Here is a 23,346-nt window from a genome sequence, read left to right on the forward strand (position 1 = left end):
AATAGCAAACAATGAAAATTGGACTTTTCTGCAATTACGAAAATCATCACCAAAATTACCGCCGCGCAATTTTTGAGCAAGTTGCTTTAGTCAGACAAGCTGAAAGCTTAAACTTTGACGAAGCCTGGGTAAGTGAACACCATTTTAGTGAAGTCAATATCAGTTCTTCGATGCTGTTGTTGATGGCGCATTTAGCAGGTGTCACTTCCACAATTCGGTTAGGTACTGCGGCGGTTTTACTGCCATTTCACAACCCGATTCGGGTAGCGGAAGATATTGCGACTTTGGATAATTTGTGTAATGGCAGATTATTATTTGGAATTGCCAAAGGCGGGCCTTTTCCTCAGCAAAATAAACATTTTGCGATTGCAATGGGAGAATCTCGCGCCAGAATGTTAGAGGCTATGGCATTGATTCATAAGCTGTTATATGAAAAAGAAGTTTCATTTTATGGGCAGTATTATCAATGCGATCGCCTCACAGTATATCCTAAACCTTTGCAACAGCAAATTCCGGTATATATAGCCAGTGGTGACACTTCAAGCATCGAATTCGCCGCGCAAAATTCCTTTAGCTTAATGGGGGGGCCACCCTTTGCGCTAGAGAGATTGAAAAAAACAGTCAACGAATACCGCAATATTAATCCTAGTGGTGCAGATAATTTTGTCTTAGCGCGGTTCTTTTTTGTGGGGAAAACTAACGAAGCTGCGGTGAATGAAGCCATGCCTTTTATCCGCCAATTTAGCCAAAAAATGAAAGCTAATACGGCAGTAGTAATGCAGAATAGTTCCACCGGACATAAACCATTTGAGCGGACAAATATTTGTTTTGACGAAGACTATTTGATTGAGAATTCAATCATTGGTGATGCGATTACTTGTCGAGACAAAATCAAGAAATTTCAGGACGAATTGAATCTAGGTACATTAGCACTCAAACCCGCATCGTTTGATATGCAAAAAAACATCGACAGTTTGCAGTGCTACAACCAAGAGGTACGCAATTATGTCTAAATTAAACCAGCTTCCACCCGATGATTTACCACCAACTCAGGTAACAAAAGAGGATGGAATGCTGCACCTAGAGCTAGAGCAATCGATTGGCAGATGTTTTTATTACAGTTGCGATCGCATTACTCAAGCTTTACTCAATAACTGTCAGTGGTATCTTACTGATAAAAATGCAAAAGTTATGTTAGTAATTGACTGCCCTGACATTGTATCTTACTGGCATATAGTCAGCAATATTCCCCAATTAGGTAATAGATTAGAGCGATTTACAACTAATGCCAAAATTAGAGTTTATCCGCCTTTTGGTAAAGGTGGGCCGTTAGAAATTAGTGTCAACGAAATCTCTGCTTATCGAGATTGGTTGTAAAGTCATAACACAATTTTTTAAACCCCAGTTTTTTTCTATAAAAAGCTGGGTTTTTCTTTATAATTAATAAATCCAACGCCAGCGAGATAACGGTTATGCTTTCCCCCGATCTCAAAAATGCGTTACCTAGCACTGATGAACTGCCATGCTCAGACGATACACCAGTGGATAACGAAGACCAAAACTTACTGCCCAACATTTTATTATTTTTACTCAACACTATTTGGGCAAATCGCCAAGATTGGTACTTTGGCGTAGATATGGCAGTTTATCACACCACTGGAGTTAACCCCAGAGTGCCAGTAGTACCAGATGCGTTTTTAAGCGTGGGAGTAGAACGGAGAAAAGGTGGTAAGTCGCGCAAAAGTTACGCCGTCTGGGAAGAAAAGGAAGTAGTTCCCATTTTGGCAATAGAAATGGTGTCTCATACACCAGGAGAAGAATACGACGCTAAAATGCTAATCTATGCCAAACTCGGTGTACTATACTACGTAATTTACAATCCCGAATACTGGCGACGCGACCAACATCAACCTTTTGAAGTGTATAAGTTGGTAAATGGTAACTATCAATTACAAATAGGTGAACCTTACTGGATGTCAGAAGTCGGTTTAGGTATCGGCAGATATCAAGGTGCAGTGGGTGGCATTCCACAAGAATTACTATCTTGGTATGATGAACGAGGTACGCGCTACCTGACAGCAGAAGAACGAGCCGAAAAGTTAGCTCAACATTTGAGATCGCTTGGCATTGACCCTGATAATTTACCTAGTGAATAACAGGCGATCGCTTCTCACTAGGGGCAATATGTCGTTACTAGTAATATTTTGTTACAAAAGACTCTATATTCATCTTTTCAGGCGTTCAGCGAAGAGAATTCTTTGTGTCTACTCATCCATCATATTCGGATGTAGTTTCAAAAAACTCCCTAAAGTGCTTGACAATTTTTTATTCCGTAAATTTACTATTAATTACTTAGTACTAACTGTAAGGTGAACTTTCCTTCATAGTACTTTTGAACTATAAAAATGCTGGTAATAAGGCAGTTATAAAGCAATATCTCAAAAATGTTGCTACTGCCGATTACCAGAAATCCTAGAAAAAATACATAAATCTAAAAATACCAGAGTGAAAAAAATTCTATTTGATTTATCTCATGAAGAGCTTTTGCAGGATACAGAGTCTCAAGAAGCGCGACAAGGAGATTCTTGGGGAATTATGAAGCAGCAAGTACTGGAGGCGCAAAAAGATAAATTTGGCTGGGAAGTAACTTATCATAATTCTACAGAAAAAAAACTGGATGAAAAATTACAGGAAGATGAACCTGATGTATTAGTATTAATTGCGCCTAAGAAAGCTCTAGATTTTACAGAGATATATGAAATTATCGACTTTGTAAAATCTGGAAAATCTCTACTTTTTGCCTATGATTATAATTGCTTATGGCATCAACAATATGAAGAAAAACAAAATACTACTAATTTATTATTAGAAGCTTTTGGGTTACAAGTAGAGCAGTTATTAAGTCGCAGACCTGACGAAGTATTTAACTTACAACCTCACTACCTCAGCACAGAAGTAACTCGCTTATCTACTTACAAACCAGTTTATTTCAAGACTTTAAATGATGAGCCATATATACTTGCTAATTTGCCTGAGACTAACAAGGCATTTTTAGCTACAGTTGATCTCAATCCTGGACGGGTTATTTCAATTGGAGATTATGTATTATTTAGTAATAGACAAATCAACGAAAAAGATAATAGACAATTTATTGTGAATGCTTTTCGTTGGTTGACATATACCAATCCTGTAGACTGTAATGATGCTTCTATCGCAACAGAAGTGACTTATGGTAAAACTGCCAAATATTCCATTACATTAAGCAACCCGCACCAAAAACGTTTAGAGCGCATAAATTGTCTACTAGAATCTGACACTGGTGTTCTTATTAATAATCCAGTAATAGAAATTCGTTCTATTCCTCCTGGTGGTAAAAATCAAGTAATTTGGGAAGTCAATCCGCAAAAGTTAGGTAAACAAACCTTAAGGCTGACTATAGATTTTCATGATAAAAATGACTCTATATTTTTAGATTATGCTGGCGAATTTCAATGCCTGCCGGATGCAGAAATTGACTTAATTTTCCGCAATCCTCAAGGAGAAGCTCAAGAACTCATTGAAACAGGGATACCTTTTGAAGTTCAAGCCATAACTCGTTGGGCCAATAATGCCAAACAAACTCCATTAGAATTAGAACTTCACTGTCCATTAGCACATACACAAATTGAGAAAATAGATAATACTCGCTGGCGATTAGTCGCGTTAGATGAAGGACAATGGAAAATTACATTGAAAGCAAAAGAGATAAATCAGCAAGTGACTCGCTTAATTCATGCCTACCCTTCATCTCAGTCCAAAATAGCGGGTATAGAACAGGAGATTGTCTCTCCACTAGCATCGGAAGTACACCGCAAAGTCTGTCAAATTCGTTCAGAATTTGACGTATATGATATCCAACAAATTGCCTTTCGTTTATTTACACCAGAAGAGCAGGTACGTTTACTATATCAAGGCAACGTCACCGAACATTTACTAGAAGCTATAAACACAGCTAGAACTACAACAGAAAGATTCCTGCCATTAGTTGATGAATTACTACGTTACATTGCACCTAGTTATTCACCAATTCATGGATGCTGTATTCCTTACGACCCAAAATTGGCGGCTCATTTAGCTAAAGCTAACCCAACTCGCAAAGAACACCTAGCTTATAATTTCCTCTGTATGGATGGAAATGATCGCTATGGACAGACGTGGTTAGAGGGTAATATTGCTGCATTGTTACTACATGAAAAGTACGGTCATGGTTTCTTTTACACTCAAACTACTATAGGTAAACAGTTAGCAATTCTCTATCGTCATGGGTTACTTCGCAATGTAGATTATGAATATCTGCAATTTCCTTATCCTCAATCATTGCAAGCAAAATACGCTAGAGCCATTCAAGCATTAAATGACAGCACATTAATTGTGAATGAAGGATTTGCGACTTGGTTAGAGTTAACTGTACTTAACCGGATGGCAGGACAGTTTAATCAAACTGTGTATCGACGTAAAGAATTTTTATTTAAAGATACAAGCCTAGAAACTTTGCAAATCTCTAGTAATTATTTTCAACGTCAAGACCCATATAAACCATCATCTAAATCTAAATATGAAGAAGGCTGGCAATCTTTAGAGTCTATTGAAAGTCTTTTTGGTCCTGATTTTGGCCCTAAATGTGCAGTCCAAGCGGTTATCAAAGCTACTGATGTCAATCTTGGCATTGTTGAATGTGGTGGACAAATACAATTTGGATTAGAAGCAGAAAGCCTAGAACAAGCTTTGTTGGAGGCGAAAAGTGACGATGCACGTACTGATATGCGGTTAAAACGTATCGAACTTGTCTTAGATGAGTTCAAAGGGCGTATACAAGAAGAACAAGAAAGGTTAAAATGTAATAAAAGTTGCTTGCATTCCGAGTGTCCACTGAATAAGATTGTATCTGAGCGTTTAGGTTGGTAGTCTCATGAGTGTAGAAGATTATAGGAAGAGAATTAAAAAAAGAAAGGGTATTACTGGAGAAAAGAGCAATCAGTTTGATTATTGTATAGATTGTCTCACAAATCAAGCAGATGAACTGAGTCCGTATCTTTATGGACAACCTTTTAGCAGTTCTCTACCAGAGCTTCAGAGGTGTCATGAGCAACTTAAAGGTTTTAAATTGACTGAAGCAGAAATCCGAAGGTGTATTGGTATGAATAAATAATTAATTTAACAAAAATAAAATTTAAATTTTAAAAAACTTCTATCTTGATAAAGCTATTAGATAGCTTTATCAAGCATTTTTATTTTAGTGATATTACAGGAGTTAGTCTTTGGTTAACTCAAATCATGGTGGTGAAGGTAAAGCTTTGCTCCAAGTCCTGAGCCATAACCCTAATGTGCAAATAGAGTGTTCTGAATCTGGAACTGTGATTATCAAGTATGGTCAAGAAGTCATTTTAGAAACAAATTTACAAATTCCACAGTTATCTAAACCTGTATTACCAGAGAATTCATCTATAATTACTACACCTGAAACACCTGAAAGTAATACTAGTACCCAAACAACACCTGAGTCTAATCCACAATCTAAACCTGCAATAAATCAATCAGAAAATAAACTTTCACAAGAACCTATTGAGTCACCTAATAACCAAGCATACGCGAAAATTTCAATACGTAAATGGGAAAAGCGTTTAAAGGAAACTCAGAAATATAGTAGAGATGAAACGAAGCATAGTTCAGAGCCAGATAAATTAGCAAGTGTTTTGTTAAAATTGCTAATTGAATATTGTCATGGCGAAGAAGAAGTTAGACAATGCTGTTTTCATCTTATCCTCAAGGAACCCAAATATGATGAGATTATTGGAGAAAAAGGTAAAGATGTGATTGCGCGATGTTTAGTAAAATTACTTTTTGACCGCAAACAACTTGATAAATTAGTGAAATATCTTAAGGAAAAGTTTCCAGATATTATTATTCAATAGTCAAACTATTGGTGTTAAAATCTGATACTATTTGAAATGTGTTGCCTAGTTAAACAATTATCTAACACTAGTTAAAGATATTCAAAAGATTAAATAACCATAATTCAAATGTCTAATAATATTAGAAATCCTCCGAAGGTATTCATTAGCTACAGTTGGGACTCACCTGAACATAGGGATCGCATACTTGCATTAGCAAATCGTCTGCGTGAAGAAGGAATTGATTGTCAGATTGATCAGTATGAACAATTTCCAAGCCAAGGATGGCCTCGGTGGATGGAAGCTAAGATTGAATGGGCAGATTTTGTTCTTGTTATTTGCACTGAAAAGTATCTTCAACGATTTAAAGGTGAAGAAGAAATTGGTCAAGGTCTAGGTGTTACATGGGAAGGAGTTATTATCACCCAATATCTATATCAAGCTCAAAATAATAATACTAAGTTTATCCCTGTTGTGTTTTCTTCCCAAGATGTAAAATTTATTCCTATCACACTTGCTTGTTTCAGTCGCTATGTACTCAACACTAAGGAAGGATATGAAGAACTCTATCGCTACCTAACCAACCAACACAGCACTCCAATACCAGCTATTGGTAAATTACAACCATTACCATATCAAGAACGCAAGCAAGATTTTTTTGATTTTTTCAAGGAGACTCAGAACTACACTAGAGATGACACAAAGCAGAATTCAGAGCCAGAATATTCAGCTAGTTTTTTATTAAATTTGTTGATTGAATATTGTGACGAAGAAGAAGTCAAACAATGTTGTTTTCATCTTATCCTTAAAGAACCAAAATATGATGAAATTGTTAACGAGAAAGGCAAACTTAAAATTGCGCGACAGTTAATGGAATTACTTGATCGCCGTAAAAAGCTTGGTGCGTTAATAGATTATCTTAAGAAGACGTATCCTGATATTATCCTTTGAACTTTACACTAATTGCTTAAAAGACTTATTGGCTAATTACAATTAATAAAGTTACTACAATAACCACCAAATAAGGCAAATTTGCCCAAGATTTGATAGTACTCATATACATCTGAAATTCTTGCCCCGCCGAGATAGCCTCTATCTTTAAAAAATTACCCCTTAATTTCCTGATGTTTTCTAGTTCCTGTTCATCGAAACCGCATAATATCTCTGTCAAGCGATTAAAATTATTACGAAAACGTCTTTCTAGAAACAGGTAATACATATCTAAAAAAGCTAGTAATATCACAGAAATAATAGCTAACACAAATAAGGATGGAGTTTTATTAGTAAAACCAAATCCCACTAATGCAGCCCAGATACTAAAAGCTAGTTGTTTGACTGCTAGTGAATTGGCAGTCATACGAGTAATAACAGCTTGAAGCATTTCACTTTGTTTTACAAGATACTCTCGATTTTCTTTGACTATATTGTGGTTATCTGGCGTATTCATAGTTATTAGATAATAATAAATTTATTGTGAAAAGTTAAATTTTTAAATCATTAGGACTTTCGCACCCATCACTCAAAACCAGTCTTTACGATTACTTCGCTTTGCTCGTAATGACGTAAAATCATATTCTGTGCGTAGTCCTAATCGTGTTAAGATTTTTGATCATACAAAATATCTCTTAATTTAAAATAACCTAGTTGGCAAGCTGAGTACTCACATCGGTTTAAATACTCGAAAGAATGCCATTCATTTTTACTGATAGATTCATGATAACTACCATCCTGTGGTGCAGTATCTGGTGCTAAATCAGTGACATCGGCATAATACATATAGCAAATTTCATTCGTCTGAGTACCAACAATGTACTTCCCTAGTGGTAAAACTTGTACAGAAAAACCAGTTTCTTCATAAACTTCTCTAATGGCTGCTATTTCTGGTGACTCACCTTCATCTAATGCACCAGTCACAGGACAAGGAAATAATTTGAGGCTGCCATCGACTTCTATATTATCAATACATAAAGGTTGCTGTCTAATTAAAACTTCATATTCATTGGAATTATGACCCTTTTTTTTCAAAAGAAAAACAGCAACTGAATTTTGACCTTTTCTTTGTAAATAATAAAATCCTTTGGGTGTTTGCTTAACTTCCAGCCATTCATTACAAAAAATACTTTTATCAGCGTTGATCATATTAACTCCAAATTTGGCATATTTAAAATAACAGAAAGTTCCTGAAAGCTAACTATAATTGTCAAAATCATTTACAAATGTAATGTGCGATCGCATCTATTAAACCACAAATCAAATCAGGCGATCGCTCAAAATTATCAATTATAATATTTGCTATACTTTTACAGATAATTGCGAGCCTTAGTCTACTTATATAACAACTACAATCGTTGTTGAGGAATCATAATAATCAATTCTGTACCTGTACCTGGAATTGATTTACAGTCTATTTGACCTTGATGAGTTTCAACAATAATTTGATAGCTAATCGAAAGTCCTAAACCTGTACCTTTACCCACTGGTTTAGTAGTGAAAAATGGGTTAAATATTTTTTCAGTGACCTTTTCATCAATTCCTATCCCATTGTCACTAATGCGAATTGAAATCCAGTTATCTATTAATTCTGTAGTAATTTTAATTGTAGGATTAAAAGTTAATATTGGTCGTGTATTGACACCATTTGTTGGATAATAACTATGCAGCAGATAATCTATTTTCTGCTCTAAAGCATCGATAGCATTACTAATAATATTAATCAAGGCTTGGTTAAGCTTACCTGCATAACAAGCTACCCTTGGTAAATCACCATATTCTTTAATAATCGTAATTTCTGGGTAATTAAGTCGTGATTTAAGTCGATTTTGCAGCAGCATTAAAGTGCTATCAATGCCTTCATGGATGTTAACCTTTTTCACCTCTGCTTCATCCAACCGAGAGAAAATACGTAAAGAACGTACAATTTCGCTAATTCGCTGACTGCCAATTTCCATAGAATTTAGAACTTGTAAAAAATCTTTTTTGACAAATTCTAAATCCATATTTTTGATTTTATTTGCTATTTTTAAATTTGGCTCTGGATAGGATTCTTGATAACATTGGAGTAGTTCTAAAATATCACCTGCATATTGAGCAACATAGTTGATATTACCATAGATAAAATTGACTGGATTATTAATTTCATGGGCAATTCCAGCCACTAAAATTCCCAAAGCCGACATTTTTTCAGATTCTACTAATTTGCTCTGTGTAGCACGTAGCTTTTTTAAAGTTTCTTCTAAATCGCAGCTTTGCTGTTCTAAAGTTTTTTGCGACTCACGTAATTCATCAATTATCTTTAGAAATAAAGCCTCTTTCTTTTCATTAGTTTCCTCTAAAGCAATCCTTAAAGATTCAGAACGCTCTAGCTTTTTTTGGAGAATCCGATTTGCTTTTTCTAATTCCTTAATTCTTTGCTCATGTTCTAATGCCATGATAATTTAATGTCTTCCTATTAAAAGAGTGACAAAGGTTTCATGATGTAGCCTAGTTTCGCCGCCATTATTTAACGGCGAAATTTCACCATGAGTATAAAAACCACAACCAGGAATTGCTGCTGTCAAAAATTCTTGAGCTAGTTGATATTCTTCGATAGCCCGTGTACCCAATAATAGCCGCCGAGCTGCACAAGAAAAAAATAAAGCTGCATCTGGCTGTTTTCCTGGATAATTATTTAAAGCATTGGTAATTGAGGTTTTAGCCGCACCTAAAATCTCATTACGACTAGCTTGTGCTATTTGCACAAAAGCATCTGCTGGTACTTCTCCCAGAAAAGTAATGCTGCCATTTTCGGGATTATGAATACTAGGCGCACGCATATAAAAATTATCGCTTTCTGACTCAAATACCGCTAAAGGATATTCACCAGAAGGAGGTAAACCACCTAAATAGTGATGATAAAACTCTAAGGCGGGTTTGCCATTAATTTCATAAAGAATATTTTTATCAACATTGGTAACTTTACCTTTCTTCCCTATAGGATGCCAACCACTAGCTACTCCTTGAGAGAATAATAATTGACCTGAAAAAATCAATACAGGAACAGCATCATTGAGAATTTCTGTTTGGAAAAATTGATAGGTTTTTTGAAATTGCCATTGATCAGCAGTCAGTCCGCCAAAAATTGGAATATCTTTTCCTAAAGCGAGTTTTAAGCCTTCAACAATTGCTACACCATCAACTGTTAAACTTTCAGGAAAAGTCAAACAAAACTGAGAAATAGCCGGATGTTTAATTTTGGATTTTGCCTGTTCTACAGCTTGTTTAGTAGCTAAAATAGGGTCTTGTGATAAGTTTTTCCCTAGACCAGCATGAATTTCAATTTCATCACTACAAAAGAGCATCAATGCTAAAGAATCTTGCTGAAATTGTAATAATGAAGAAATTTCGGCATCACTAGTACCACCAATTAATTCAATTCCTGGAAAAGTTTGCACAATTGTTTGCAATATGAGTGCATAATCAAAATCAATTGCTACAAATACAATCCCAGCTTGCGGAAGTTTTTCATTTAAATTAGCTTGACATTGTTCTATAACTTCAGTAATTGCAGCTAAAGAATCAGGGTCATTACTATGGCCAACTACTACATTCAACATATATATCTGGTCTGGGATTTTCTACCGTGAACTTATTATTCCCAAACCAAATGGATTTATTTAATACACCCCTCAGACTGGAAGTTTGGAGTTGTACAAACAAAGCTTGCACTTCGACAAGCTAAGTGATCACCTTCACATGCTAATGATCTACCAATACGCTTCAGATAAGAATATTTAACCGCCGATGCACACCGATAAACGTCGATAAATTAAGGATTTAATTAACCCATTGCGTTGATTTCTCAGAAATCTAGCGTTAACTGAACCTGATTGAATTATGGTCTGCTTTATATCGATTTGCGATTACCGATAAAGCACTTCACCAAATCTTTGTCCGACAACTTCTGGATGAGCAACTTTTAATTTCATCTGTTCAGCACGCGCAGTTAAAAAAGGCTGACCTAAACTTATACCCGCAAAAGGACTTTCCCCAGGGACTTCTAATTGTGAGCTAACTAAACCCAACAGTGCTTCACATTCCGCCGAAAATCGAAGTAACTCAACACCCTGAACACTAAAGGAGGAACCAGTCAACCGTTGTCGCCACGCTAAACTTTGCTGAGTATAATTCAGAGTACACAAATTGCGATCGCCCTGACGCACCGTCACCCGCTTATCGTTTTCCCAAGTAAATTCGGCTAACTCTTTTGGTAGTCCCCAAATTTCTCGACCACCAGCCACAGAATCAGCATTATCTACATAAATGTGCGAAATCCAAGCACCAATTTGATTTTGATAACTCACAATAGCCGGAGCAACAATTAACTCACTGTACTCCAATACAGAGCCTTCTCTGTAATCAGATAAATACACACAACCAAGAGTTTTACCAGGCCAGACAGAGAAAATTTGAAATTCAGCCGGAATCAGGGAGCGTACTTGATTAATATTTACCAGATGTAAAGAGGCGATCGCTTTACCTAAAAGTATCCAAGGCGTTGCAGGATATGACATATAACAATTTTGGATTTGAGATTTTGGATTTTGCGGAAAGTTGCGTGGGCGGGTTCCCCGACTTGAGCAAACTTTCCAAGACGGATTGGAAATTGCTGATGTATAAAAATTGAAACAAGGCTTTTAAATCTGTAACCTGTAACCTGTAACCTATCACCTGTAACCTAAATACCAAATCCCTCCATAAAAAAAATCCCCACCCAGGCGAATGCGTGGATGGGAAATATTAACTAGGGAATGTCTCACCTTCCCTACATCATTGGAGGAATTATTTGCTTTCAGTGAAATCTGCATCAATTACATCATCACCGCCACCAGAAGAAGTAGAAGAACCGCCATCTTGAGGTTCAGCACCAGGCGCAGCACCACCAGCTTGTTGATAGATATTGCTACCAACTGCGAACAGTGCTTGTTGCAATTCTGGCATCAGCTTGGTGATTTGCTCATCATCTTCCTTCGCCACAGCTTCCCGCAGGTCTTTCACCAAACCTTCAACTTTGGTTTTGTCAGCAGCAGGAACTTTATCACCTAATTCTTGCAGTTGTTTTTCAGCTTGGTATGCTAAAGAGTCAGCTTGGTTCTTGCGGTCAATTTTCTCACGGCGCTCTTTATCAGATGAAGCATTTTGTTCTGCTTCACGTACCATCCGGTCAACATCATTCTTATCTAAGGTAGAAGCACCAGTAATGCTGATGGACTGTTCTTTACCAGTACCTTTGTCCTTAGCGGTAACGTTGAGGATACCGTTAGCGTCGATGTCGAACACAACTTCGATTTGGGGTACACCACGGGGTGCGGGAGGAATACCATCAAGGCGGAAGGTTCCCAAACTCTTGTTGTCGTTAGCAAATTCCCGTTCACCTTGGAGGACGTGAATTTCTACGTTGGTTTGTCCATCAACAGCAGTAGAGAAGACCTCAGATTTCTTGGTGGGAATTGTGGTGTTGCGAGGAATAATCTTGGTCATCACACCACCCAAGGTTTCTACACCCAAGGACAATGGTGTTACGTCTAACAACAAGATACCTGTAACTTCACCACCCAATACACCACCTTGAATCGCAGCACCAACAGCTACCACTTCATCAGGGTTAACAGTTTGGTTAGGTTCTTTACCTAATGCTCGCTTCACTAACTCTTGGACTGCGGGGATACGGGTAGAACCACCAACGAGTACAACTTCATCGATGTCATTTTTGCTTAACTTAGCATCGCGGAGCGCATTCTCTACAGGAATACGGCAACGGTCAATTAAATCAGCGCAAAGTTCTTCAAACTTAGCACGAGTCAGCGTCGTATCCAGGTGCTTTGGCCCGTCTTGGGTAGCGGTGATGAATGGGAGGTTAATTTCCGCTTGAGTCACGCTGGAAAGTTCAATTTTGGCTTTTTCAGCCGCTTCGGTTAAACGTTGCAGTGCTTGTCTGTCTTTGCGGAGGTCAATACCTTCGTCTTTCTTAAACTGTTCTGCTAAGAAATCCACAATTTTCTTATCGAAGTCGTCCCCACCAAGGTGGGTATCACCAGAAGTTGCTAATACTTCAAATACGCCGTCGCCGACTTCTAGGACGGATACGTCGAATGTACCACCACCCAAGTCAAATACCAGGATAGTTTCGTTGCTCTTCTTATCAAAGCCGTAAGCCAAAGAAGCGGCGGTAGGTTCGTTAATAATCCGCAGTACTTCAATACCAGCGATTTTACCAGCGTCTTTGGTAGCTTGACGTTGAGAGTCGTTGAAGTAAGCCGGAACGGTAATTACAGCTTGGGTAACAGTTTCACCCAGATATTTGCTTGCGTCTTCAACAAGTTTACGCAGAACTTTTGCGGAAATTTCTTCTGGGGCGAACTGCTTACCAGCGCCAGGAGAGTCTAGCTTGACGTTACCGCCACTGCTTAACACTTTATAAGAAACTTCTGTCGCTTCGTTAGTAACTTCGTCGAAGCGGCGACCAATGAACCGCTTAACTGAGTAAAAAGTGTTTTCGGGGTTCATCACCGCTTGGCGCTTGGCAATTTGTCCTACCAAGGTGTCGCCATTTTTCGCAAACGCTACTACTGATGGTGTTGTGCGAAAACCTTCTGCGTTAGCAATAACCGTGGGTTTACCACCTTCCATCACTGCCACGCAGGAGTTAGTTGTTCCTAAGTCAATTCCAACTACTTTTGCCATGTTAGGTGCTGGCTCCGTATAACTACAAATGAATGAATGGGAATATAAGGACTAAATCTTGAACCAACTGATTTTATGAAAGCAGTTACTTCAGCATCAATGACCTTTAGCTCGGTTGCGTTGGGGTTATAGCCCCAATTTCTGCTGATATATATACTGAGCTTGTATAGCCAGTCCATGAAGGGTGGTTTCCCGAACCTGCTTTGGGACGGTTAATTTTAAAGTTTTGTCTAGTTGGTTCATGGATTAATTTGCTTTCACTTCGTCTAATTTATGAGAATTAATACATCCAGTAATTAGGGTGAACCGTAATCACCATGTGGTGTTTGCCGTCTTTAAGCAACATTAACTCCAGAGATACAGAGAATTAGTGAGCTATAAAAGGATTCCTTGGCTAATAAATTCAGTCAAAATGCGGATACTTATAGGAGTTACTTAAGAAAATCAGATCAAAGGTTGGAAAAAGAGTCTAGGTGTTCAAAACACTTATAGCCTCATACCCTTAATACCCAGTTGAAACAGACAACTTTGGTGCTGAATTTTTAACTTAAATGTAAGGGTAGATTTTGTAGCGTTCATGTATTAAAAATGTAATTAAAAAATGTTAGTTATGCGTCGTGCCTCTGGATGTTTATTTGGGCTTGCCTGTGGTGATGCTTTGGGTGCTGCTACAGAATTTTTAAGTGTGGAAGAAATTCGTCGTCGCTTTCCGCCAAATGGGCCACAAGAAATTGTGGGTAATCCTGTGCGTGTCACTGATGACACACAGATGACATTGGCAGTGGCGCAAGCTTTAGTTGAGGTTGGTGCCGCAAACTTGAGTTTAGCTAATTTGGAACCTGTTCTTCGACGTACTTTTGTGGAGTGGTTAAACAGTCCCGACAATAATCGCGCTCCGGGAATGACTTGCTTACAGGCTTGTGAATATCTGGAAGCAGGGTTGTCTTGGCAGCAAGCAACTAGGCCAAATTCTAAAGGCTGTGGTGCCAATATGCGTGTTGTTCCTGTAGGTTTATTATCCACAGATGATACAACCCGTGCGGCGGTGGCTCAATTTCAAGCCGCATTAACGCATGGTCATCCAACTGCCTTGGCAGCTTCTGATTTAACCGCAGCAGCAATCACTTATTTTGTCAAGGGCGGTGAACCGCAAGAATGTTCGGCTTATCTTCGCAACTATGCCTTAAGTCAGCGTTCAGTTTATCATGCTGATTGGCTGGGGAATTTATGGCAGCGTCCAGGCATTAATACGCCAACAGAATTTATTAGTCGTGGTTGGGATGAGTGTTTAGCCGTACTTGACCGTCTGGACGCAGCATTAGTCAACCCCAACCGCGACATTGACCCCTGTTTAGCTATAGGTGAAGGCTGGGTGGCTGAGGAAGCTTTTGCTACTGGTTTATTATGCTTTTTGTTTTTTCCAGAAGCACCTTTAGACGCAGTGCGACGTGCTGCACTGACAGCCGGAGATTCTGACTCAATTGCTTGTTTAGCAGGCGCTTTTGCTGGAGCATATTTAGGAATGGCTGCATGGCCAGAAGATTGGGTAATTCGCATTGAATACCGCGACCAATTGGCAGCCCTAGGTGAAATCTGGGATTAAAAGTAGGTATGGTGGAAATCTATTATTGAGTTTTTGTGAACCCTATCGACTGCACTCAGGGTTCAATCACTGAAATTTATTTATGGCGGTTCCCTCCTGCCTTCTGCCTTCGTCCTCCTGCCTCCTCTGTACTGGCGATCGCTATAAAGCAATCATAAGTGCTAAATTGTTACTTAATCAGTCAATATGTAGATGTAAAGCTGTTTAAATCGTTTGTGCATCCTTCATTTTGAATCACGGCAATGGATACAAAACGCAAAGTCAACGTTTGGTGGAATTACGTTGTTCTATTTATGTTAATTTTGGCATTTAGACCAACTACCTATTTTATTCGTCAGGCTTTGCGGGGAGACCCCATAGACATTAATTATTTTTGGACAGAACTTTCTCCCTTTGGACTGCTCAAACAAGGTCTATATAACGGCAATGGTGGCGCTGATTGGCAAATCGGCCGACCGAAAGTTACCATTTGGAATGCGGAACAGTTGCGTTCTGAGCCAGAGTTAAGACAATTTGCTTTAGAATTAGTCAATCGCGATCGCACTTTAAATAATTTAAAACCTTTAACAGCCGATTCTTTACTATCACTCGCCGCCCAATTCCACGCCCAAGATATGCTAGAGCGGCAGTATTTTAATCATATTTCTTTAGATGGGAAAAATCCCCGCGATCGCTACATTGCAGTTGGTGGTAATCGGGGTGAGGCAGTTGGTGAAAATATTATTCAAGATAGTGTCCAAGGTTTAGGTTTAACTTACGGTAAAGTCGAAGATTTTCAACGCAGTTGGATGTACAGCAACAGTCACCGTCAAAATTTGCTGCAACGTGAATATAAAAAATTTGGCTATGGTATAGCTGTCGGCAAAAATGGTCGAATTTATGCTGTCCAAATGTTTAGCGATTAAAATTGTGCAACAATCATCCCCGAATAAAGCGACGCGAAATAGAAAGGGCATTAATTATGCACTGAATCTTGGGCTTCGTAGTATAATCTGGTCGCTATGCGAAACATTTCTTGACCAGTGTGCAGATAGCGATCGTCATAGTTCATGGGAAAGTATGCCAATTCTTCTATGCCATCAGCTACTTGATTGAGGCTGTAATAGAGATGCGCCGCAGTTCTGGCCAAACTGGGGGGATTAGGCAAAGACCGAAAAATCACTTGCGCTTGTTTAATTTCTTCTCGACAAGTATTTAAATATTCCTGAAATTCTTCTAATAATTGATCATCAAAAGGATCGGCGGCTAATTGCTCAATTTGCTCTTCTAGAGAATCAAGCACTTCACCAAGAACGTTGTTAACTGGTTGATAAATTAAACGTAGCCATTCTTCGACTTGTTCATCAGCATTTTTACCTGATTTTCGATTGGCTTGGTAATGTTGTTGCGCCGATGCTGCCCGTTGTTGGCGATTTTGAGATTCATCTTGCAATTTTTGGTCATAGTCAAGGCGACTTTGAGAATCACCCAAGACTTCATAAGCAGCATTAATGCGAATAATTTCATCTTTATCGGCTGTATCTTGATTGCTATCAGGATGAAATAATTTCACCAAGCGGCGATAAGCTTGTTTTATCTCCGCTTGGCTGGCATCACGATTAATTTTGAGAGTTTCGTAGTGGTTCTCAGTGTGTTTGGAGTTAACCATTAGTCTAAGTGATTGTTAGCTGACGCTGGTAGTTATTTTTGCTTCCAGGTCTTGGAACAACGGTGTACTTAAATACCTTTCGCCAAAACTGGGCTGAATCATCACAATTAAGCGTCCGGCGTTTTCTGGGCGTTGGGCAACCTTAATTGCAGCGCATAAAGCCGCACCGCTAGAAATTCCTGATAATAAACCTTCTTCTCTAGCTAACCTTCGACTGTATGCGATCGCTTCTTCATCAGTCACAGTAATTATTTCATCAATAAACTTCATCTTTAAAACTTGCGGAATAAACCCCGCACCAATCCCTTGGATTTTGTGCGCTCCTGGTTGTCCGCCTGATAAAACTGGGCTATTGGCTGGTTCAACTGCGATCGCCTGAAAACTTGGTTTCCGTGCTTTTAGAACTTCTGCTACACCAGTAATCGTACCACCTGTACCCACTCCAGCAACAATCATATCTACCTGACCATCGGTATCTTCCCAAATTTCTTCGGCGGTTGTTTCTCGATGGATTTTGGCATTCGCTGGATTGCGAAATTGCTGCAACATGTATGCGTGTGGTGTAGTATTAACTATTTCTTGGGCGCGGCGAATCGCACCACCCATCCCTTCCAGCCCCGGAGTCAATTCTAATTCTGCCCCGTAAGCTCGTAACATCGCCCGTCGTTCGCCACTCATGGTATCGGGCATTGTCAAAATTAAGCGATAACCCTTAGCAGCTGCTACCATTGCTAGGGCAATTCCCGTATTCCCAGAAGTTGGTTCTACCAATATAGTCTTTCCGGGAGAAATCAATCCTTCAGCTTCGGCGGCATTAATCATGCTAATCCCAATGCGGTCTTTTACCGATGCTGATGGGTTCAGGCTTTCTAACTTAACTAATATTTGTGCTACACATCCCTCAGCTTGGGGAATGCGATTTAACTGCACTAAGGGCGTACGACCAATAATTTCTGTAATGTTACGGGCAATTCGCATAATATTCCTTTGTAATTAGTCAAGAGTCAAAAGTCCACAATCAAGAGTAAAAACTATTGACTATTGACTATTGACTGTTGAGCATTGACTAATAACTAAATGTAGTACATGATGTCTAGCTGTTTACGGGCATCTCTTTTTTCACAAAGATCCTGAAGTGTATAGTTTTGTAAAACAGCATTTGCAGCTAAACAGGCTTCTTGCCAGACTTCATCGACAACAGCACTATCTACACTTTTGATAGTGGATGTTTCTTCGCTTACACGCACATCTAAACCTTCTAAGCATTCTAAAACTTCATATATCGTAATTTTCCAAGGTTCTTTCGACAACAGATAGCCACCTTTAGAGCCGCGTTGACTCTTGATGATACCCCCACGTCTCAAGGTTGCCAGAAGTTGTTCTAAATAGCGATCGGGTATGCTTTGTTGAGCAGCGATTTGCCGAATTTGCATCGGTTCACCGTTTTCGTAATGAGTTGCCATTTCGATCAGGGCAAGAATTGCGTATTCTGATTTACACGATAGTTCCACAGGCAGTAATTAAAGTTTAAGTATGAAGTATGTAGACACCCTTTGGGTAGCTTCCCGCAGAGTAGTATGAAATATAAATATTCATACTTTTCTAGTATACTCCGGTTAATTGCTGGGGTTTTTGGATAAATGCGATTAACTTTGAATAAGGTAGGAGTCAGGAGAAAATATAAATAAATCAAATAACTAACGCAACATCAGCAACGCCGTATCAGTCACAATGATTAGCTACAAGTCTCTTTAGGGATGTGAGGAATGTCAAATCTTGTCAAACGCCAATCTCGTCAACTCAAAAAACGCCGACCTTTTGGTTTATTTTTGGTCATTGTGGCTTGGAGTCTGATTATGGGTTGGCTATTTGCTTCAGCAACTAGTGTTTACAGTGCGGCTCCCACATCAGAAATTGGTACAGTTGATGTAGTATCTGCTCAGTACAAGCTAGGACAAGAACTTTACATAGAAAATTGTGCTAAATGTCATATTGCCATCCCACCGCAGGCTTTACCGACCCAAACCTGGAAAAATCTTTTAGAAGACTCCCAGCACTACGGTGTACAACTTAAGCCGTTAGTTGACCCATCCCGAATTCTGGTGTGGCGATATCTGGCTAATTTCTCACGCAGCCAACTCAAAGATGAAGAAACACCCTATCGCCTGGATAAATCGCGTTTCTTCAAAGCTTTGCACCCCAAAATTGATTTACCCCGTCCAATACAAATCAGTAGCTGCGTTAGCTGTCATCCCAGCGCCGAGGAGTTTAATTTTCGTCGCCTGTCTGCGAAGTGGGAAAATTCTAATTGATTCTGACTTCTGAATTCTGGCTGCTGTATTCTTCTTCAATCTCTTAAGACTCTTCTAATACTGGCTGATTTTGCTCATAGCGTGGCTCTTGACAACCAATGCCCATAACTAATAATCCAGGCCAGTATAAATAAACTAATATTTCTAAATTTTCACCAAAGGTATACAAAAAAAGAATCATTACAATACTTAAGCCAACTTTAGCTGTAGGGCATCTGCTATCCATTGACTTAATTAATAAATATATAAAAGTTAAACCCATCGGTATAGCTAGTGCAATAAATCCCACAATTCCTTTGACAAACAATAAACCTGCCCAAGTATGATGTGAACCGATAGGCATGTGTTCCACAAGGTGCGGGCCATCTTCTACTACACCATGTCCCCAGATTGGAGCTTCAGCTTTCCAACGATATATAGCAATTCTTTTCAAGGCCATACGTACCCTTGTAGAACCAGCCCTCGCTGCTTTGAAACTTTCCCAAAAATTTTTTATGGCCATAATGATTGATGGTGAGAAAATACCACCTAAATAACTAAAAAATCCTAGTCCAATTAAGATTTTGGGTCGATTCATCCCAGAGAAAATTGTTGTAAATAAAGGAATTAATACTATACAAACTTGTGCCAGACGTGACTTACAAACAAAGCACATTAATATAGCACCAATTAATCCAAACCAGCGCCACTTTTTATCTTTTTCTTGTAACGCCAGCATAAAGTAAACATTACCAACAAAACCCAAGGCTGGCCCCCAAGGGGTAAATAGTCGCCAACGTAAATCGCCTGTGCTACCGTCAATTTCGTAAAGCGGCACGTCAAAAAATTCATTACCTGGCCCCCCTACTGCTTTGAGTGGTGATACATAGAGAATTTGGGGTAGATGCAATGAAGGAGTTAATAGTAAAAAAGGAGTAATTAATAACGTATGAAAACCAACAATGCAAACGGCGCGATAAATAACTTGAGGTCGGATTTTTAAGCATCCTGCTAAGGGATAAAGTGCTAGTGCTGCCCAACCTTTAGCCCAACCAATAGAAGATTTAATAATTAAACCTGTTGGCAAATTATAGTCTAAATGTCCAGCTACTAATGCTATTTCCATCAAGAGCATCCCAATTACCCAAACCCAGAGAATCCAAGAAATAGAGATTTTTTCTTCGGGGGGTGTATCTGGGGTTTGAGCCAGAATTTTAATCAAGAGAAATAGTAATAGTAGCCAACCCATGAGAGCGCCAACAACATATAGCCCTCCCACCACCCAAATAAAATAAGTGTTAGCGATCGCCCACCAAACTACTTTTTCTGGTATATTCTGCGGTTGGATATCATCGGGATTAATTTGTTTTTTGGGTTTTTTGCTCATTTTAAGAAAGCCACTTTGATAGCTTGTCTAGCCAAGGTTTACGAATCCATAACAAACACAAGCCAAGGGTAGAAAACATAGAACCAGCCGCAGCGCCAGCTAAAACAAAGCCTTTTTTCGGTGCTGTGGGTTCGTCGGGTACACTCGGCTCTACCAACATTTGCGCTAAAGGATAAGCGGCAAAAATATCACCTTGTCCCAAATCTAATTTTGTTAAAGTGGAAGCAAACATCGCTTCGGCAATTTGTTCATCTCGCTTCAGGTTTTCCAGTGTTGATTGTCGTTGAGAAAGACTTTCTAAACGTTTCTCTAATCGCTGAATTTCTAAATCTAAAGTTTGAACCTGAGCTTTGAATCCTTGTTTATCAGATCGGTAAGAAACTAAATTTTGAAATAATGTATCTCGACTGGTACCACTTGTAGGTAAAGCTAAACGGTTTAAGGCTTCTATAGTCATCTGTTTTTTTAATAACAGTTCACTGCGTTGTAATATTGCTGCTAAAGCAGATTCTTGCCTTTTAGTTTCCTTAACTACTTGGGGATGGTTAGGGCCAAACTTAGTGATTAAAATTTCAAGACTGGCTGTCGCCTCGCTGTAGTCTTTGACATTTTGTTGAAAAATTTGGTCTACATACAATAAAAAAGCATCTGCTGCATCTTGAGATGATAGCCCCAAATTATTTTCTAACTGTTGCAATCTCTGGCTAGTAAATTGTTCTTGGGCTTTAAGTTCTGCTCGTTGTCGGCGTAACTGCTCAATATTAGATGACAAGTTACCGACTTGATCAGGAAAACTTAAACCAGAGCGCATTTTATATTCTGAAAGATGTTGTTGTGCTTGTTCTAGTTTATGTTGAGCCGCTAGTAAAGTTTTTTCTGTCGGCCCTTTGCGCTGACTCAGTTCTCCAGAGCGTAAAAAGTTGATTTGATAGACAATAGCTTGATACAAAGCTAAAGATTTATTCCGGGCTTCTTTGGGACTTCTGCCAGTAACTTCAAACTGCATGATTGTTGTGTTGTCTAGCAGTTTGATGCGGGGTTTACCAAATTGATCGGTGTGAATTTTAGCGATCGCAGCGGCTTTCTTTAACACTGCATCACTAGTAAAAATATATTCGTAGTTTGCTCTGGCATCATAAGTAGAACCACCAATAGCCGAACTGCTAAAAGATGATGCTTGACCAATTCCTGGCAAGTTAACATTCACACCAAAACTTGCTCCAGATAGAATTAAAGCAAACTCGCTGGTATAAGATGGTTTGGTAACTTTTAAATATTGCAGCGATGAACTCCAAATTAATGTGTTACCGATAATACTCAAAATAAAATAACGTAACCAACGACCTTTGAGCAGATTAATAATTTTGATTTTTGGCAAAGTGGAAACTTTTTGCATCATTTGAAGATATCTCGCAGAATTGGAATCGGAGAGAGGATGGTTTTAATCACATCCTGGAATTGAATCACTCTGGAGTCATAACAAGCGACAATATCGTTGGGCTTCAAAAATGGATTGTTGGTATCATCGTTTGATTTCATCAGCAAATTATTAACATGACGCTCTAAGTATGTAGTTTTGCCAGTTAAATGTTCGGTCGTAACTAATATGGCTTTGCGTTCTGCATTCGTTCCCCGCGTTCCGCCAGCGCAGTTAGCCGCCGCCACTGCATGAGAAAAGCGAGAACCATAGGGAAAAGATGTAGCATCACGACCAACACCAGAAACAGCGTTACCTGTAGCTGGTACCGTTAAATTCGAGATAAAAATTTTCACACCCATAGGTGTAATTGGTGAGGGACGCACCAGTTCGTTGTGCATTTGTCCGGAATCGGGAATGATAACGCGATCGCCTGCAATTAAGGCCACATCTGCAAAGGGTTCACCTGTTAACACACCAGATAAATCAATAATCTGAGTCTGTCCTTGACGAATTAACTGCACATTTTTAATATCGGCGGTGGGGGTAACTCCTCCAGCATCATGAATTGCTACTGTTAAATAACGGTTGTAAGCATATTGACCAGCTACCGGCACAGGCGGTTGTGTTTTTTCTCCTAGAGAGAGGTCATTGATCATTACCCTTCCTGGGGAAAATGTGGCTCCACTGACAAACACCATAATCGGCGACCACTGCACCACACCCACATTCACCCGCAAAAAAGACGGCTGAAAAAAACCACCATCAATTAAAGCGTGGGTAAGATTAGCTTGAACTTGCTCTGGTTCTAAGCCAGCTACAGCTAAAGGCGATAAATAAGGAATTTCCAACTTTCCATCTAAGTTGACCTCAAAAATCCCGCTAAACTCGTCACCTTCGGGAATACTCACCTTCAAGCGATCGCCTGGAGAAAGCGGTAAGGCAAAACAAGGTGTTGCGATGGTCAAGATAGCAGCGATCGCATTCAAAATTAAATATTTAAACATAAACTCATCAAACCAAGCATTAATTCAGTACATAAGCATTAAACAAAGTATCTATTTGCGTAAAAATACTGTTAAGCACGTTATCCTTGTTCGTTAAAAACTATACCTCTTTTTTCTTTATGCCATCTAAATAATCAGGACGGTTTTTTAAGTTGGTATAAAACTTTTCTGATTTTGATGAACGATTATAAGCTTTATAGCTTGCTGTGAATTTATTAAACTATGTAATTCTACTTTTGCTATCTCAGTAGAGATTAAATACTAGAAAAAAAATATACAAAAAATATTAGACAAATATCCAAAAATAGTTTATAAAAAAAATACATTCGTTTTGCATATCTGAA

At 38.8% G+C, this 23,346-nt stretch carries 21 protein-coding genes; 9 read left to right on the plus strand and 12 right to left on the minus strand.

The features are described from left to right. The first annotated feature begins 11 nt into the window (after positions 1-11). From H6G75_RS26035 to H6G75_RS26065, 6 genes are all read left to right on the plus strand, one after another. Entirely contained in the window at positions 12-1,013 is a 1,002-nt protein-coding gene (locus H6G75_RS26035; RefSeq protein WP_190982810.1) for an LLM class flavin-dependent oxidoreductase, read from the plus strand. Next, positions 1,006-1,377, plus strand: a complete 372-nt coding sequence (locus tag H6G75_RS26040; RefSeq protein WP_190982811.1) for a hypothetical protein — start codon at positions 1,006-1,008, stop codon at positions 1,375-1,377. Before H6G75_RS26035 ends, H6G75_RS26040 begins: the two co-directional genes overlap by 8 nt. A gap of 95 nt (positions 1,378-1,472) precedes the next feature. Next, complete coding sequence (locus H6G75_RS26045; RefSeq protein ID WP_190982812.1) at positions 1,473-2,156, plus strand: Uma2 family endonuclease; 684 nt, start codon at positions 1,473-1,475, stop codon at positions 2,154-2,156. A gap of 349 nt (positions 2,157-2,505) precedes the next feature. Then, the gene (locus tag H6G75_RS26050; RefSeq protein ID WP_190982813.1) at positions 2,506-4,944 is read left to right on the plus strand and encodes a hypothetical protein; all 2,439 of its coding nucleotides are present in this window, start codon (positions 2,506-2,508) and stop codon (positions 4,942-4,944) included. A 353-nt stretch (positions 4,945-5,297) separates the two neighbouring features. Continuing rightward, the gene (locus tag H6G75_RS26060; RefSeq protein WP_190982815.1) at positions 5,298-5,951 is read left to right on the plus strand and encodes a hypothetical protein; all 654 of its coding nucleotides are present in this window, start codon (positions 5,298-5,300) and stop codon (positions 5,949-5,951) included. A 108-nt stretch (positions 5,952-6,059) separates the two neighbouring features. Beyond that, positions 6,060-6,881, plus strand: a complete 822-nt coding sequence (locus tag H6G75_RS26065; protein WP_190982816.1) for a toll/interleukin-1 receptor domain-containing protein — start codon at positions 6,060-6,062, stop codon at positions 6,879-6,881. A gap of 25 nt (positions 6,882-6,906) precedes the next feature. Here the strand turns inward: H6G75_RS26065 and H6G75_RS26070 are convergent, their stop codons facing one another. The 6 genes from H6G75_RS26070 to dnaK all read right to left on the minus strand — a co-directional run bounded on the left by H6G75_RS26070 (position 6,907) and on the right by dnaK (position 13,649). Beyond that, a complete protein-coding gene (locus H6G75_RS26070; RefSeq protein WP_190982817.1) occupies positions 6,907-7,377 on the minus strand; it encodes a hypothetical protein in 471 nt (156 codons plus the stop codon). Positions 7,378-7,526: 149 nt separating this feature from the next. After that, on the minus strand, positions 7,527-8,069 hold the full coding sequence (locus H6G75_RS26075) for an NUDIX hydrolase (RefSeq protein ID WP_199338031.1): 543 nt from the start codon (positions 8,067-8,069) through the stop codon (positions 7,527-7,529). Positions 8,070-8,269: 200 nt separating this feature from the next. After that, complete coding sequence (locus tag H6G75_RS26080; RefSeq protein WP_190982818.1) at positions 8,270-9,358, minus strand: ATP-binding protein; 1,089 nt, start codon at positions 9,356-9,358, stop codon at positions 8,270-8,272. Between the two features lie 6 nt (positions 9,359-9,364). Further along, positions 9,365-10,522, minus strand: a complete 1,158-nt coding sequence (locus H6G75_RS26085) for an FIST signal transduction protein (protein ID WP_190982819.1) — start codon at positions 10,520-10,522, stop codon at positions 9,365-9,367. Between the two features lie 306 nt (positions 10,523-10,828). Next, the gene (locus H6G75_RS26090) at positions 10,829-11,479 is read right to left on the minus strand and encodes an acetoacetate decarboxylase family protein (protein WP_190982820.1); all 651 of its coding nucleotides are present in this window, start codon (positions 11,477-11,479) and stop codon (positions 10,829-10,831) included. A 268-nt stretch (positions 11,480-11,747) separates the two neighbouring features. Continuing rightward, positions 11,748-13,649 carry a molecular chaperone DnaK gene (gene dnaK / locus H6G75_RS26095; RefSeq protein WP_190982821.1) on the minus strand — a complete coding sequence of 634 codons (1,902 nt, stop codon included), beginning with the start codon at positions 13,647-13,649 and terminating at the stop codon, positions 11,748-11,750. 610 nt (positions 13,650-14,259) lie between these two features. Here dnaK and H6G75_RS26100 point away from each other — a divergent pair. Then, the gene (locus H6G75_RS26100) at positions 14,260-15,252 is read left to right on the plus strand and encodes an ADP-ribosylglycohydrolase family protein (protein ID WP_190982822.1); all 993 of its coding nucleotides are present in this window, start codon (positions 14,260-14,262) and stop codon (positions 15,250-15,252) included. 242 nt (positions 15,253-15,494) lie between these two features. Continuing rightward, entirely contained in the window at positions 15,495-16,157 is a 663-nt protein-coding gene (locus H6G75_RS26105; protein ID WP_190982823.1) for a CAP domain-containing protein, read from the plus strand. Positions 16,158-16,207: 50 nt separating this feature from the next. Here H6G75_RS26105 and H6G75_RS26110 read toward each other — a convergent pair whose 3' ends face one another. From H6G75_RS26110 to H6G75_RS26120, 3 genes are all read right to left on the minus strand, one after another. Further along, complete coding sequence (locus tag H6G75_RS26110) at positions 16,208-16,900, minus strand: J domain-containing protein (RefSeq protein ID WP_190982824.1); 693 nt, start codon at positions 16,898-16,900, stop codon at positions 16,208-16,210. A gap of 15 nt (positions 16,901-16,915) precedes the next feature. Beyond that, positions 16,916-17,878 (minus strand): cysteine synthase A, encoded by a 963-nt coding sequence (gene cysK, locus H6G75_RS26115; protein WP_190982825.1) that lies wholly within the window; start codon positions 17,876-17,878, stop codon positions 16,916-16,918. Positions 17,879-17,973: 95 nt separating this feature from the next. Further along, positions 17,974-18,411 (minus strand): Rrf2 family transcriptional regulator, encoded by a 438-nt coding sequence (locus tag H6G75_RS26120; protein WP_190982826.1) that lies wholly within the window; start codon positions 18,409-18,411, stop codon positions 17,974-17,976. Between the two features lie 255 nt (positions 18,412-18,666). Here H6G75_RS26120 and H6G75_RS26125 point away from each other — a divergent pair, with 255 nt between their 5' ends. Continuing rightward, the gene (locus H6G75_RS26125) at positions 18,667-19,212 is read left to right on the plus strand and encodes a cytochrome C (protein ID WP_190982827.1); all 546 of its coding nucleotides are present in this window, start codon (positions 18,667-18,669) and stop codon (positions 19,210-19,212) included. Positions 19,213-19,255: 43 nt separating this feature from the next. Here H6G75_RS26125 and H6G75_RS26130 read toward each other — a convergent pair whose 3' ends face one another. Genes H6G75_RS26130 through H6G75_RS26140 form a run of 3 tightly spaced genes read right to left on the minus strand, consistent with a single transcriptional unit; the run spans position 19,256 to position 23,002 of the window. Then, positions 19,256-20,578, minus strand: a complete 1,323-nt coding sequence (locus H6G75_RS26130; RefSeq protein WP_190982828.1) for an O-antigen ligase domain-containing protein — start codon at positions 20,576-20,578, stop codon at positions 19,256-19,258. 1 nt (position 20,579) lies between these two features. Then, positions 20,580-21,977, minus strand: a complete 1,398-nt coding sequence (locus H6G75_RS26135; protein ID WP_190982829.1) for a GumC family protein — start codon at positions 21,975-21,977, stop codon at positions 20,580-20,582. Further along, a complete protein-coding gene (locus H6G75_RS26140; protein ID WP_190982830.1) occupies positions 21,974-23,002 on the minus strand; it encodes a polysaccharide biosynthesis/export family protein in 1,029 nt (342 codons plus the stop codon). Before H6G75_RS26140 ends, H6G75_RS26135 begins: the two co-directional genes overlap by 4 nt. Between the last annotated feature and the right edge of the window lie 344 nt (positions 23,003-23,346).

This window comes from Nostoc sp. FACHB-280, assembly GCF_014697615.1.
Classification (GTDB): Bacteria; Cyanobacteriota; Cyanobacteriia; order Cyanobacteriales; family Nostocaceae; genus Nostoc_B.